Source organism: Flavobacterium cryophilum (assembly GCF_048286555.1).
Classification (GTDB): Bacteria; Bacteroidota; Bacteroidia; order Flavobacteriales; family Flavobacteriaceae; genus Flavobacterium.
In genome coordinates this window covers 963,029-978,223 of sequence record NZ_JBLVPZ010000001.1, presented here as the reverse complement: position 1 = coordinate 978,223, position 15,195 = coordinate 963,029, and the positions used below count along the sequence as shown (strand labels likewise).

12 protein-coding genes are annotated in these 15,195 nt (G+C 35.2%); all 12 read right to left on the bottom strand.

Annotated elements, in window-relative coordinates; translation table 11 throughout:
* Positions 1 to 54 precede the first annotated feature (54 nt).
* Positions 55 to 504 carry a GatB/YqeY domain-containing protein gene (locus ACNQGJ_RS04390; RefSeq protein ID WP_417969701.1) on the bottom strand — a complete coding sequence of 150 codons (450 nt, stop codon included), beginning with the start codon at positions 502 to 504 and terminating at the stop codon, positions 55 to 57.
* A gap of 326 nt (positions 505 to 830) precedes the next feature.
* Positions 831 to 2,765 carry a cell division protein FtsZ gene (ftsZ, locus tag ACNQGJ_RS04385; protein WP_417969703.1) on the bottom strand — a complete coding sequence of 645 codons (1,935 nt, stop codon included), beginning with the start codon at positions 2,763 to 2,765 and terminating at the stop codon, positions 831 to 833.
* Between the two features lie 97 nt (positions 2,766 to 2,862).
* The gene (gene ftsA / locus ACNQGJ_RS04380) at positions 2,863 to 4,248 is read right to left on the bottom strand and encodes a cell division protein FtsA (protein ID WP_417969705.1); all 1,386 of its coding nucleotides are present in this window, start codon (positions 4,246 to 4,248) and stop codon (positions 2,863 to 2,865) included.
* Positions 4,248 to 4,976: a cell division protein FtsQ/DivIB gene (locus ACNQGJ_RS04375; RefSeq protein ID WP_417969707.1), complete on the bottom strand. Its 729-nt coding sequence runs from the start codon at positions 4,974 to 4,976 to the stop codon at positions 4,248 to 4,250. The genes ftsA and ACNQGJ_RS04375 overlap by 1 nt, the downstream gene beginning before the upstream one ends.
* A complete protein-coding gene (gene murC / locus ACNQGJ_RS04370; RefSeq protein ID WP_417969709.1) occupies positions 4,963 to 6,312 on the bottom strand; it encodes a UDP-N-acetylmuramate--L-alanine ligase in 1,350 nt (449 codons plus the stop codon). Before murC ends, ACNQGJ_RS04375 begins: the two co-directional genes overlap by 14 nt.
* Positions 6,313 to 6,350: 38 nt before the next feature.
* Positions 6,351 to 7,439, bottom strand: coding sequence for an undecaprenyldiphospho-muramoylpentapeptide beta-N-acetylglucosaminyltransferase (murG, locus tag ACNQGJ_RS04365; RefSeq protein ID WP_417969711.1), 1,089 nt, complete (start codon positions 7,437 to 7,439; stop codon positions 6,351 to 6,353).
* 30 nt (positions 7,440 to 7,469) lie between these two features.
* Entirely contained in the window at positions 7,470 to 8,756 is a 1,287-nt protein-coding gene (locus ACNQGJ_RS04360; RefSeq protein WP_417969713.1) for an FtsW/RodA/SpoVE family cell cycle protein, read from the bottom strand.
* A 63-nt stretch (positions 8,757 to 8,819) separates the two neighbouring features.
* Entirely contained in the window at positions 8,820 to 10,151 is a 1,332-nt protein-coding gene (gene murD, locus ACNQGJ_RS04355; protein WP_417969715.1) for a UDP-N-acetylmuramoyl-L-alanine--D-glutamate ligase, read from the bottom strand.
* 1 nt (position 10,152) lies between these two features.
* On the bottom strand, positions 10,153 to 11,382 hold the full coding sequence (gene mraY / locus ACNQGJ_RS04350; protein WP_417969717.1) for a phospho-N-acetylmuramoyl-pentapeptide-transferase: 1,230 nt from the start codon (positions 11,380 to 11,382) through the stop codon (positions 10,153 to 10,155).
* A 6-nt stretch (positions 11,383 to 11,388) separates the two neighbouring features.
* The gene (locus tag ACNQGJ_RS04345; protein ID WP_417969719.1) at positions 11,389 to 12,852 is read right to left on the bottom strand and encodes a UDP-N-acetylmuramoyl-L-alanyl-D-glutamate--2,6-diaminopimelate ligase; all 1,464 of its coding nucleotides are present in this window, start codon (positions 12,850 to 12,852) and stop codon (positions 11,389 to 11,391) included.
* Positions 12,849 to 14,852, bottom strand: a complete 2,004-nt coding sequence (locus ACNQGJ_RS04340; RefSeq protein ID WP_417969721.1) for a penicillin-binding protein — start codon at positions 14,850 to 14,852, stop codon at positions 12,849 to 12,851. The genes ACNQGJ_RS04345 and ACNQGJ_RS04340 overlap by 4 nt, the downstream gene beginning before the upstream one ends.
* A complete protein-coding gene (locus tag ACNQGJ_RS04335; protein WP_417969723.1) occupies positions 14,843 to 15,190 on the bottom strand; it encodes an FtsL-like putative cell division protein in 348 nt (115 codons plus the stop codon). The genes ACNQGJ_RS04340 and ACNQGJ_RS04335 overlap by 10 nt, the downstream gene beginning before the upstream one ends.
* Positions 15,191 to 15,195: the final 5 nt, after the last annotated feature.

The window sequence follows — 15,195 nt, the reverse complement described above, 5'->3', positions numbered from 1 at the left end:
TGATTTTAGATTGTTGATTAACGATGTAAAACCGTTTTACTCAAATCATAAAATTTATGTCAATAGTTTTTTAACTAATGTAGAAATCGTTTTACCTTCGGCTGTTCCTCCTAATTGTGCTGCCGCTAATCCCATCACTTTTCCCATGGAAGCGATTCCTGACGCACCCGTTTCTGCAATAATTTTTGCAATAACAGCTTCTATTTCTGCTTCCCCTAATTGTGCCGGTAAGAATTTTTCAATTACTGCGATTTGAGCTAACTCTGGTTCCGCTAAATCCAACCGATTTTGTTCTGTAAAAATTCTGGCACTTTCTTTACGGGTTTTTACTAATCTTTGAAGCAATTTAACTTCATCATCTTCAGTTATTTCTTCTTTAGATCCTGTGGCTGTTTGTGCCAATAGGATTTCAGATTTAATAGCTCTTAAAGCTTCTAACGCAACTGTATCTTTAGCTCTCATGGCGGTTTTAATTTCGTCCATGATGTGTATTGATAAACTCATAATACTGTTTAATTTTAAATTTGCATCTCAATTTAAAAATTGAATAGTGCAAACTGATTACTTTTTTAATGCCCCAGATGGTAGCGCAAAGCCTTTTAAGAAAAAATGAATTTTTTCATCCGCTTAAAAAGCGACTTTAGAAGCTCTTTTAAGGGCGTAGAAAAAACATTTTTGACAAAAAGCTTGAACGACAGCTGGATTAAGGCCCTGCAAATTTAAAGAAATTTACTGTAATTAACAATAGATTATTTTGATGCTTGAACTGCCAAAAAAATAACCCGAAAATTAAATGAATTTTCGGGCTACCTCATTTTGGTTTGAGTTAGTTAATCTACGTTGTCATGTAAATACGAGTTATTAGAACGCAACTGTAAATCGTTGTTGCTATCTGTTCCCACAGAAATTCTCGAATTTGTATTATTGGTTTGATTGTTTGAAATATCTATTCCCAATCTTTTGTAAGCTGGTTCTTTTTCATATTCGTCAATTTTAGAAACATTGTTATGAAACTTATAATTGAATTCTTTTAATTTTTTTCTTCTTTCATCAGCTCTCATTTTCAATGATTCCTCAATTGTCATTTCGGTAGCAGAAATAACATCAAAGTCAACTGGTGTGTTTACTGACTTGTCCACTTGTTTCATTGTGATATTCAATTCCGCAGGAACAACAACTTCAGGAGTTTTAGCAACTGGTTTAGCCATGAAATCATGCTCTGGCTCCATAAACTCTTCAAGCGAGTATTTGATAATTCCATTGTCACTCAATTCTGTTACGGGCACAAATTGAACTGCTTCATTTACTTTGATATCACGAGTTTCATTTGTCAATTCGAACATCACTTTGCTTTCTTCGGCTTGCGCTACAGGTTCCGCTTTAAAAAGAGGCAGATCAAAAGAAAACGTAGTTTGTTCTTGTCTTTCGATAATTTTTGGTTGTACTGCTTTTACTACTGCTACTGGAGATGAAATTGTATAATCAATATCAGTAATAGGAGAAACAATTTCGAAAGTCACGTCTAAATTTTTAATAAACTCAGACATTACCAAGAGCTCTTCCTTATCAATAGTCGCCTTGGTTGTTACTGGATTTGGAGCAACAACGGTAGGCTCTACTAAATCAAAAACTATTCTTTCGTTAGAATTAGAAGCTGGAGATTCTGTATTTAAATCGAAAGCTGCAACTGTTCTATTACTAAGATTATGAACACTTCTTTGTTCATCTTCTAATGTATGTATAATTTTTTTCGGCTCTGTATTTACAATTTCGTTTTGTTGTTCAATGTCAAAACCTGTAGCGATTATCGTCACTGCAATGGCATCTCCAAGTGATTCGTCTTCACCAACTCCCATGATAATATTAGCATTATGACCTGCTTCAACTTGAATATGATCATTGATTTCTCCAATTTCGTCAATTGTAATTTCATTAGTTCCAGAAACGATAAGCAACAATACGTTTTTGGCACCAGTAATTTTATTATCATTTAACAACGGAGAATCTAACGCCGCTACAATAGCTTCTTTAGCTCTATTCTCACCAGAAGAAACAGAAGATCCCATAATAGCCGTTCCGCTATTAAACAACACTGTTTTAGCATCTCTTAAATCTATATTTTGAGTATAGTGATGCGTAATTACTTCAGCAATACCTCTTGAGGCTGTCGCCAAAACTTCGTCTGCTTTTGAGAATCCTGCTTTGAAACCAAGATTTCCATATACTTCTCTTAATTTATTATTATTGATAACAATTAAAGAATCGACTTGCTTGCGTAATTTATCTATACCAATTAAGGCTTGTTCCTGACGCACTTTCCCTTCAAATAAGAAAGGTAATGTCACAATTCCTACTGTAAGAATATCTCTTTCTTTAGCCAACTGTGCGATTACTGGCGCAGCTCCGGTTCCGGTTCCGCCACCCATTCCGGCAGTTATAAACACCATTTTAGTATTGCGATCCAACATTTTTTCAATATCGGCAATACTTTCAATAGCGGATTGCTGCCCAACATCTGGATTTGCTCCAGCTCCAAGTCCTTCAGTTAAATGTACTCCTAACTGAATTTTATTAGGCACAGAACTGCTTTGTAAGGCCTGAGAATCCGTATTACATACGATGAAATCTACGCCTTTAATCCCTTGTTTAAACATGTGGTTTATGGCGTTACTTCCACCTCCACCTACACCAATAACTTTTATTACATTTGATTGGTTCTTTGGTAAATCAAATGAAATACTTCCAAATTCTGAGTTGCTCATCATTTTATTTGGTTTTTGATATTTATTATTATTTTTTGATTTTCAATTCTTTTTACTTGGGGCAAAAAGGAAAAAAACAATATTTTTTATTACTTTAAAATTATTCTGCATTATCTAAGAAATCCTTAATCTTATCCACATAACGGTCAAAGAAATTTCTTTGAATTCTGTTTACGGTCGAATTATGTTTCTCGTTTGAGTTTTGCTCTTCTTCGTCTTCCTCTTTCTCGAGGACTTCATTTACAACCTGATTTTGAACAATTGCTTGTCTATATGTTGCAACTTTAGGTTGTTCAATGGCATCCATTCGTACTGCACTCTGTGTTTTATTCTCTATGCTTTTCATTACTAATCCCACTGCAGTTGCATACAAAGGACTTGAAATCTCCTCATCTGAATTCCCGGCCAAATGTTCGTTTGGATATCCTATTCTCGTATCCATTCCAGTAATATATTCTACTAACTGTTTGATGTGTTTCAATTGTGCACCACCACCGGTAAGGACAATTCCTGCAATCAATTTTTTACGAGGATCTTCATGTCCATACGCTTTCACTTCGGTGAAAACCTGATCTATTATTTCAACAACACGAGCATGGATTATTTTAGACAGATTTTTCAAAGAAATCTCTTTTGGTTCTCTACCTCTTAATCCCGGAATAGAAACGATCTCATTGTCTCTATTTTCTCCTGGCCAAGCTGATCCAAATTTAACTTTTAATAATTCAGCCTGCTTTTCAATGATTGAACATCCTTCCTTAATGTCATCAGTAATCACATTTCCTCCAAAAGGAATAACCGCTGTGTGTCGAATAATACCATCTTTGAAAATAGCCAAATCGGTTGTTCCACCACCTATATCAATAAGCGCAACTCCGGCTTCTTTTTCTTCCTGACTCAAAACCGCATCTGCTGAAGCCAATGGTTCCAAGGTTAATCCTGACAATTCAATTCCTGAACTCTGGATACATCTGCCTACATTACGAATCGATGAAGCTTGTCCAACAACCACATGAAAACTAGACTCTAATCTTCCACCATACATGCCGATAGGCTCTTTTATTTCAGATTGTCCGTCAATTTTAAATTCTTGTGGCAAAACATGTATTATTTCTTCGCCAGGTAACATCGCCAGTTTATTCACTTGATCAATCAAAAGCTGAATGTCATTCCCTCCAATTACTTCTTCAGGATTACTTCTGCTAATGTAATCTGTATGTTGAATACTACGGATATGTTGCCCCGCGATTCCTACTACCACATCTTTAATTTTATAGCCTGAATTATTTTCCGCTTCTTGAATCGCTTGCTGTATTGATTGTATGGTTTGCGTAATGTTATTAACAACACCTCTAGCCACACCCAAACTTTTAGATTTCCCTACACCTAAAATTTCTAGTTTTCCATATTCATTCTTTTTGCCTATCATGGCAACTATTTTAGTTGTCCCAATATCTAGACCTACTGCAATATTCTCTTTTTCCATTATCTATTATTTAGTGCAACTACTTGTTCCGTAAATCGGAGGTCAATTTTTTTATATTTATACAACGAACTATCTAAAACCGCTTTTTGAAAAAAAGCTTTATAATTCTTGAATTTACGCTCTACATTAATCATTTTGCCGAAATCAATTTGATAATCAAAATTTCTATTGAGCATTTTTAAGCTTCCATTCGGCATAATTTGAATTCCAATGATGTTTTTTTTCAAAAACGCATCGTTATAGATTACGCGACATAAATCGGATAAATTTTCGTTATTTTTTTTATTAATTCCCCCTGAAACAAGTGGAACTCTAGCTGTAAAATTAGTTGACAATGGCATTCTATTCCCCTTGTAATCAATATAAAATGAACCGCTACTGCCAAAAACTCTAGCAATCGGAGTTTTTTGTTTCACCACTGCTTTTAACACTCCATCAATACTTACAAATACATCTGATTTTTCAATCATTTCTTGCGCATCGAGAGTTGCTTCCAGCTTATTCAAATCTAAATTAACTTTTTGAATGCTTGATGCATCTTGTTTATTTTCTATTAACAATTTATTAACCGTTTCTTGCTTTACAAAAGGAGCGTTATCTCCTACGAAAATAACAGTTGATTTTGTTAATTTTCTGTTTTCATTACGATTTGACGTAAACGAAAACAGAAAAATTACTAATACAAACATTAGTATTAATCGAATATTTGTCCAGTTAAAGAGTTTCATCTATCGCTTTTTTAATTGATGGTACTAATTCTCCAATGTCTCCAGCTCCAATTGTCACAATAATAGTTGCATCACTAGCCAAAATTGCTGCGATTAAATCGTCTTTTGTTACATTTTTTTTATCACTATTAGTCATTTTTTCCATCAACCATTTCGAACTAATTCCTTCCATTGGTAATTCACGGGCCGGATAAATATCCAGCAAAATTACAGCATCAAAAGCTGACAAACTTTTGGCAAAATCATCTGCAAAATCTCTGGTTCTACTAAACAAATGTGGTTGAAAAACTGCCAAAACTTTTTGGTTTGGATACAATTCTCGAACTGCCTGATGCACTGCATTTATCTCCGTTGGATGATGTGCGTAATCATCGATATAGACCTTAGCTTCTGTTTTTATTTGGTATGAAAATCTTCTTTTTATTCCTTGGAATGAAGCTATGGCTTTTGCAATGGCATCGGTTGGGGTGCCGAATAATTTTGCCATTGCGATAGCCATTAATGCATTCATTAAATTATGTCTTCCCGGCAAACCAAAATGCAAATCTTTGATTATTTCCGTAGGCGTATGGACATCAAAAACATAGCTGCCATTTGCGATTCTAACGTTAAAAGCTTTGAAAACTGCGTCTTCGTTTACAGCACAAGTCACGCCTTCAATTGGCAATTCTTTTGTTATAAAAAGATTGTTTTTATCTTCTATTTTAGAGGCAAATTCAAGGAATGATTCCTCAATTGCTTCACTGGTTCCATAAATATCTAAATGATCCGCGTCCATTGAGGTTATACAAGCAATATTGGGATGCAAATGCAAGAATGAACGATCAAATTCATCGGCCTCAACAACCGTGACTGTTTTTCCTCTTCCTATTAAATTCGAATTATAATTCTCTACAATTCCACCAATAAAAGCAGTAACATCGGCACCACTTTCATTCAAAATATGTCCTAAAATACCTGATGTTGTTGTTTTCCCGTGTGTTCCAGCAACTGCAAAACAAAAAGTATCTTTGGTAATTATTCCTAAGACCTCTGCTCTTTTTTTTACTTGAAAATCTCTCTCTAAAAAATAATTCCACTCCGAGTGCGTTTTAGGAACAGCCGGGGTAATAATAACCAACGTGTTTTCTACGTAATAATCTTTAGGAATCGCATCAATATTGTCTTCAAAATGAATTGAAATTCCACTTTCCATCAATTCATTGGTAAGTGTCGACGGCGTTTTATCATAACCGGAGACGTTCTTGCCCAGGTTCTTGAAATAACGGGCCAAATTACTCATACCAATGCCTCCAATTCCGATAAAATAGACGTTATGTATTTGATTTAAGTTCATTTTATTTTGAGTCTTTGGTACATTATCTTTTTTTACTTCTATCTAATTAGCTTTACAATTTCATCAACAATTTGTCTTGTTGCTTCTGGCAAAGCCAATAATTTAATGTTTTCACTCAGTTGATTTTGCTTTCCTTGATCTTTTAGCAAGACTTCAAAAACAAGACCAAATTGCGAATCAAGCTCCGATTCTTTGAGCATTAATGCCCCTTTTTTATCGACTATCGCTTGCGCATTTTTAGTTTGATGATCTTCAGCTACATTAGGTGACGGAATAAAAATCACTGGTTTCCCCACAATACATAATTCCGAAACGGATGATGCACCAGCGCGAGAAATCACAATATCTGCTGCTGCGTAAACTAAATCCATTCGTTCAATAAAAGCAACTACCTGAACATTTGCTGAATTGTATTTATTATAATCTCCTAAATACAACTTTCCGCATTGCCAGATCACCTGAACATTTTGAGAAAGCATAGTAGCTAACTCTTTTTCAATTAATTGGTTTACTCTTCGTGCTCCAAGGCTTCCTCCCAGAACCAATACTGTTTTTTTATTTGGATCTAAATTGAAAAATCGAATGGATTCTTCTCTTTTACTTTGGATGTCTATTAAATCCTGACGCACTGGATTTCCCGTTAAAATCATTTTTTCTTTCGGAAAAAATCGTTCTAGATTTTCATAAGCAACACATATTTTATTTGCTTTTTTACTCAACAATTTATTGGTTATTCCAGGAAAGGAATTTTGTTCTTGAATGATTGTAGGTATCCCTGCAAATATTGCTACTTGCAGTAACGGTCCACTTGCAAAACCACCTGTCCCAATAACCACATCTGGCTGGAATTGCTTTATTATTGTCCTTGATTTTAGTAAACTTGAAAGCAACTTAATTGGAAAAAGAACATTGTCAAATGTCAATCTACGTTGCAAACCTGAAATCCAAAGTCCTTTAATTTTGTAACCTGCCTGAGGTACTTTTTGCATTTCCATTTTGTCATTGGCACCAACAAAAAGAAATTCGGCAGTAGGAAAACGAAATTTTAATTCATTTGCAATAGCAATTGCAGGATAGATATGTCCTCCCGTTCCGCCACCGCTTAATATGAATTTATAGTGTTTCATTTGTATTAATTTCTAATTTTCTAAAACTGCTTATTTATTTAAAACCGCCTGCATCGGATTTTTAGCTTTATCTTCAATCGAATAATTCTCAGCTAGTTTCTCTTCTTCTACTAATTCCCTGTCAATTAATTTTTGAAGTGCTTCTTCTCTTCTGGCAGCATCTTTGGATTCCTGTGCAATTTCTTCTTCTTTTTTCGTTACGCTAATGATGATTCCAAGTGCAAAGCACGTCATCCAGATCGAGCTTCCTCCACTACTTATTAAGGGCAATGTTTGTCCCGTAACTGGTAATAATTCAACTGCGACCGCCATATTAACCATGGCCTGAAATATCATGGGAAAACCTAATCCCACAACTACTAATTTCCCAAATAATGTATTGGCTTTGTGCGACGCTATTACAAATCGAAACAACAATAATAAATACAACGTCAATACTCCTAAACCGCCTATTAGTCCATATTCTTCGACGATTATGGCAAAAATAAAATCGGAGGAGGATTGCGGTAAAAAATTCTTTTGAACACTTTTCCCTGGGCCGAGTCCATATATTTTACCTGAAGCGATGGCAATTTTAGCTTTCTCTATTTGATAATCATCTTCATCGGGTTTATCACTGGTAAAATTATCAATACGACTGATCCAAGTATCCACACGGTTAGGAAAAGCATCTGGAAAAGCCTTAGCAGTAAGGATAAAAAAGGCAAGGAATACTATTCCTGACCCAATCACAATTCCTATGTATCGCAACGGATATTTTCCAATAAAAACCAACATCAGCACCATGGAGAAAATTAATGCTGTTGTAGAGAAATTAGCTGGAAGAATCAAAATTAACGTAATAAATACCGGAACCCAAAGCTCCCAAAACGAAGCCTTAAAATCAATAGGAACTTCTCTGGTTTTAGACAAATAACGCGCTACAAATATAAACAACACCATAGCTGCCAATGTTGAAGTTTGAAAAGTAACCCCTATAAATGGCACCTGAATCCAGCGGCTCGCGTTAGCACCGGCAATTACGGTTCCCTTTATCAAGGTGTACGCTAGTAATACCCAAACGACACACAGCGCTCCTTTTGAAACAGCCTTAAAATAATGATACGGTATTTTATGTACCATAAAAATTATAGTAAAGCCAATACCGATATGCATGATATGTTTAACCAAATAGCCTAATGTATTTCCGTTTCCCTGGCCGATATAGGCCAAATTACTACTAGCGCTAAAAACAGGCATAAAAGAAAACAAGGCCAGTAAGGCCACGAATGACCAAATCCCTTTATCTCCTTTTAAATTGCTGACTAGTTGTTTCATTCTTTCTTTTTGTTTAAAGGTTTCTTCGTTTAAGGTTAACCATATTAAAACGAAGAAACTCTTTTATAAATTCTTTACTGCTTGTTTGAATTGTTTTCCTCTGTCTTCGTAACTTTCGAATAAATCGAAACTGGCACAAGCAGGCGACAATAAAACAGCATCTCCTTTTTCTGATAATCGTTGCGCCATTTTCACAGCATCATTCATAGTAGAAACTTCAATCATCATATCAACAACATTTCCAAAAACATCAATAATTTTTTTGTTATCTATGCCAAGACAAATAATAGCTTTCACCTTTTCACGAACTAGTGACATCAGTTCATTGTAATCATTTCCTTTGTCAACACCTCCCACTATCCAAACTGTGGGTGAATTCATGCTGTCTAATGCAAAAAAAGTAGCGTTTACATTGGTTGCTTTTGAATCATTGATATATTGTACATTTTGAATCTTCAATACTTTTTCAAGACGGTGTTCTACTCCCTGAAAATTAGACAAACTTTCACGTATTGTAGATTTTCTAATCTGCATCAATTTTGCCACAGAGGTTGCTGCCATTGCGTTTTTCATGTTATGTTTTCCTTCTAAGGCAATGTATTCTGTGTCCATTGTAAACTCTTCTTGATTAATCGAAATTTCCATTTTGTTGTTTTTTATATAAGCTCCTTCGCTGAAAGTTTTTGTCAATGAAAAAGGAATTAATTTGGCTTTTGTTGTATGTGTTTTGAGCCATCCTGCAATGGCTTCATCATCGGCATCATAAATGAGGTAATCTTCCTCGGTTTGATTCATCGTTATTCTAAACTTTGAAGCAATATAATTTTCATATTTGTAATCATATCGATCTAAATGGTCCGGACTTATATTAGTAATTATAGCAATATGCGGCTTAAACTTTAATATTCCATCCAATTGAAAACTACTCAACTCGAGTACATAGGAATCATATTTATTGTCGGCAATTTGCCAGGCAAAACTCTTTCCAATATTCCCTCCCAGTCCAATATTTAATCCTGCTGATTTCAGCAAATGATGCGTAAGCATTGTCGTAGTTGTTTTCCCATTACTACCGGTAATCCCTATAATGGTTGCCTCTGTAAAAGGCGCTGCAAACTCAATTTCAGATACTATCGAAATACCTTTTTCCCTAAGCTGTTTTACAATGGGAGATTTATCCGGAATCCCAGGGCTTTTCATGACCACATCAGCATTCATAATCAAATCTTCGGTATGCTTTTCTTCCTCCCAAGCTATTTCATTAATGATCAGAACCTCTTTGTAATTGCCTTTTATTTTTCCGAAATCGGATACAAAAACTTCATATCCTTTTTTCTTACCCAAAATAGCGGTCCCAACACCACTTTCTCCTCCACCTAAGATTACTAACCTCATACTATCTTAATTTTAAAGTAACAATGGATAATATGGCCAGCATTACGGCAACAATCCAGAATCGAGTTACTATTTTACTTTCGTGGTAGCCTTTCTTCTGATAATGATGATGCAGCGGGGACATTAGAAATATTCTTCGGCCTTCGCCAAAGCGTTTCTTGGTATACTTAAAATAACTTACCTGTAAAACCACCGATAAATTTTCGACAAGAAAAATCCCGCACAATAATGGAATCAGCATTTCTTTTCGAACGGCAATTGCCAAAACAGCAATAATTCCGCCTATTGTCAAACTCCCTGTATCACCCATAAAAACAGATGCAGGATAGGAGTTATACCAAAGAAATCCAATCAGCGATCCTACAAATGCCGCTATAAAAACGGTCATTTCCCCAGAATTAGGGATATACATAATATTTAAATAATTGGAGAAAATTATATTCCCGGAAACGAACGTAAATATTCCTAACGCCAGAACCGAAACAGCAGAAGTTCCTGCGGCGAGTCCATCAATACCATCCGTTAAATTAGCACCATTACTAACGGCCGTTATAATAAAAATAACCACCGGAATAAAAATTAACCAAGCCCATTTTTCATATCCTTCGCCAGTCCAAGCTAATAACTCCGCGTAATCAAATTCATTATTTTTAAAAAAAGGAATTGTTGTTGCCGTAGATTTTTCTTCCATTGGCGCTGGCAAAATCACCGTTTCTGTTGGCGCTCTAAAAATATCCGATTTTCCTGTATCCGTACGTACAGTAACTGCAGGACTAAAATAAAGTACTGTCCCAACTATTAACCCCAAGCCCACTTGTCCTACAACTTTAAAAATGCCCTTTAATCCTTCCTTGTCTTTATTGAAAATTTTAATATAATCATCTATAAAACCAATTATTCCCATCCAAAGTGTGGTCACAATCAATAAAACGATATAAATATTATGCAATTTTGCAAACAGTATTACTGGAACCAAAGTAGCAAATATGATGATTAGCCCACCCATAGTTGGTGTTCCTGCTTTTTCATTTTGACCTGCTAAACCAAGTTCACGAACCGTTTCCCCTACTTGTTGTCTTTGCAAAAAACGAATTATTCTTTTACCATAAATGGTAGACAATAACAAAGAAAGCATTAATGCTAACGCCGATCTAAAGGTTATATACTGAAAAACACCAGTTCCAGGAACATCTAATATTTTGTCTAAATATTCAAATAAGTAATACAGCATATTTTTCTATTTATGGAGTTGGTCTAATATTTCTTTAACTGTTTTCATGTCGTCAAAATCACTGCGAATGCCATTTACTTCCTGATACGTCTCATGCCCTTTCCCAGCAATTAAAATAATATCATTAGGCTGAGCCAATTGACATGCGGCTTTTATGGCTTGTTTCCTATTGGTTATGGTCAACATTTTTTTATAATTCTGAGAGGCAACACCTACTTCCATTTCAGCAATAATAACTTCCGGATCTTCGTTTCTTGGATTATCCGAAGTGAAAATTGCTTTGTCACTCAAATCAGTTGCTATTCCGGCCATAACTGGTCGTTTGGTTTTATCTCTATTCCCACCACAACCCACGACCGTAATTAATTGTTCGTTTTTTGTACGAATGTCATTGATTGTTTTTAGCACATTTTCTAATGCATCTGGCGTATGTGCATAATCAACAATTGCCGTAATATTAGAAGCGGAAACAATAAATTGAAAACGCCCCGAAACGCTTTCTAAATCTGACAGTAACCGAAGTACTTCCAAACTTTCCATTCCAAGTTCAATCGCAGTACCATAAATAGCTAGTAAATTATAGGCATTAAATGTCCCTATCAATTTCACCCAAACTTCATTTCCATTTATTTTTAACAACAAACCTGACAATTGATTTTCCAGGATTTGGGCTTTATAATCGGCATACGATTTTAAAGCATAGGTTAATTTTTTTGCCGAAGTATTCTGCAACATCACCGGTCCATTTTTATCATCAATATTTACTAATGCAAAAGCTGTTTTAGGCAAATTATCGAAAAATGATTTTTTCACATCTCTGTATTCTGCAAAAGTTGGATGGTAATCCAAATGATCATGAGACAAATTGGTAAAAATACCGCCAACAAAATGCAATGCTTCGGTTCTCTTTTGATGAATTCCATGCGAACTCACTTCCATAAAACAATATTCAACACCGTTTTCCACCATTTGCTTTAAGTAATGATTTATAGTAATTGAATCTGGAGTGGTGTGCGTCGCTTTATATTCGTCTTCGTTAATTAAAATTTTCACTGTAGAAAGCAATCCAACTTTAAAACCTGCTTTTTTAAATAATTGATACAACAAAGAAGCAATGGTCGTTTTACCGTTTGTTCCCGTGATTCCAACCAATTTTAAGTTTTGAGACGGATCTCCAAAATAATTTGCAGCCATAAATGCTAAGGCCGAATTCGTATCTTTTACCTGAACATAGGTAATTCCTTTAACAATACTTTCTGGAAACGTATCGCATATAACCGCTACAGCACCTTGCTCAATTGCTTTCTCTATAAAATCATGCCCGTCAGAAATGGAGCCACGAATAGCAATAAAAACATCATTGGACTCAATTTTTCTTGAATCGAAATCCATTTTTTTAATAGTAATATCCGTCAAACCTTTCACGGCTTCGATAGCTACTTTATATAATATGTCTTTTAATACACTCATGATAATTCCAATAGTATAGTTGTGTTTTTAACAATATTCTCCCCCGCAGCAAGCGATTGTTTTTTCACTTTACCAACTCCTGTAGCCCTCACTTTTACACCTAAATTCTCCAGTAAAGCCACGGCATCCATTCCAGACATTCCTTTCACATTTGGAATTAATTGCAACTTCTTTTCTAATTTATCAAAGTAGGAATTATAATTATTCTCTTGTCGTGCTATCTTTTTATCCAGATTTTTAATCTCATTTGTCGAAGGCGCGTCTGTAAAAATCTTTTGCGCGATTCTCTTAAAAACGGGTCCAGCCACATCCGCACCGTAATAATTATTCAGCGCTGTACTTGGTTTATGCACCACAACTATACAAGAATACATTGGTTTGTCTGCCGGGAAGTAGCCCACAAAAGACGACGCATAATATTTTCCAGCTCCTCCAGCCTTTCCGTAATTCACCGCCGCTGTTCCTGTTTTTCCTGCCATCGAAAAATCCTTAGAATATAATTTCGAAGCCGTTCCTTTTTTGACAACATTTTCCAGAACTGCTCGTAATTTGGAAATAGTTTCTGGCGAGCAAATCCTTGGATTCAAAACTTCTTTCTCATATTTTTTGATAGTTCTGTTCCATTCCTTAATTTCAGAAACAAACTGGGGCTTTACCATTTCACCATCATTGGCGACCGCGTTATAAAAAGCTAATGTTTGCATTGGCGTAATAGAAACTCCATATCCAAAAGCCATCCACGGAAGTGAAATATTCGACCAATTTTTATCACTTGGCTGCGGAATATAAGGCACTCCTTCTCCTTTTATCGAAAGTCCTAAAGTTTTATTTAATCCAAAATTATTAAGATGATTTACAAATTTTGAAGGCTCGTTTTTATACGCATTATAAACTGCCTGAACCAAAACCGTATTAGACGAAAGTTCAAAACCTCTTGCCAGAGAAATTTTTCCATAGCCACCTTTATGGGAATCGTTTACTTTTTTTCCTGAATAAACCACAACTCCACCTTTACTATCGTAAACAGTACTGGTGTCCGCTTTTTTATCTTCAAGAAGCGCCATCAAATCCGCTAATTTGTAAGTGGAACCAGGCTCGTGTGATTCGGCAACTGCATAGTTTGTGGTTTCATAGTAGGTTCCGTCTGTTGCTCTTCCTAAATTAGAAATTGCTTTTACGTGACCCGTTTTCGTTTCCATAACAACTACACAACCGTGATCTGCTTCATATAATTCTAACTGTTTTAACAAGGCGTGATGTGCGATATCCTGAACATAAACATCAATTGTAGATATTACATCATAGCCATCCTGAGGATCAACTTCATTGATATCACGAATTGGTTTCCACTGTCCTTTTGCAATTTTTTGCTTTAAAATTTTTCCGTCTTTACCGTTCAAATATTTTCTAAAGGCCCATTCAATTCCTTTTCCATCTAATGATTCACCATGAGAAGTTCTTTCATAACCAACGGTTCGCTCGGCAATTTTACCTATTGGATGTTCTCTTACTGTTTCCTGTTCAATTATAATTCCTCCCTTGTACGCCCCTAATTTAAATAAAGGGAAACCTTTAATTTTAAAATACTCTGTGTAACTCAATTTGCGAGCAATCAAATAATACCTGTTCTTATTCGCTCTCGCTTTTCGTAATTCATTTTCAAAATAATTAGATGACTTTCCTAAAACCGTGGCTAACGAATCTGATAATGACTTAATATTTTTCTCGAATGCCTCCGTTTTTGGCGCAACGGCATCAAAACGTATTTCATAATTAGGAATGGAAGTAGCTAAAAGACTTCCATCAGCAGAGTAGATATTTCCTTTATTTGCAGGAATCACAAAATTTTTAACGGTTCTTTCCTTGGCTAATTTTCGGTAATAATCACCCTCCACCCACTGAATATTTGTCAACTTTACAGCAATCGCAATTGCCATCAAAAAGATAGCAAATGCAACCAGATAGATTCTGTACGATATGTATTTATCTTCTACTGCCATAATTTTTTGAAAAAGCTTTTTTCTTCTTCTTTTTTAACTTTAATTTTAACTGGAGGAACTGTAGACGGAAAAATTTCTTTTTCTATCATTTTTTCAGAAACAGTCGATTCCATTTTTAATTTCATTAATTCGGAGCGTCTGTCCACAAATTCTGAACGCAACTCTTTAACTTTATTTGTCAACTCGGCAATCTGAAATACTTTCTGTTCAAATCGCTGTGTATTAGCAATCATCACAATAGCCAAAAGAATTACAAAAACAATAAACCGCCAGTTTTTTACCGCATCGTCATCGATAAGAAATCTAGCTTTTAATAGGCTGTAAACTCCATTTTTCATAACTA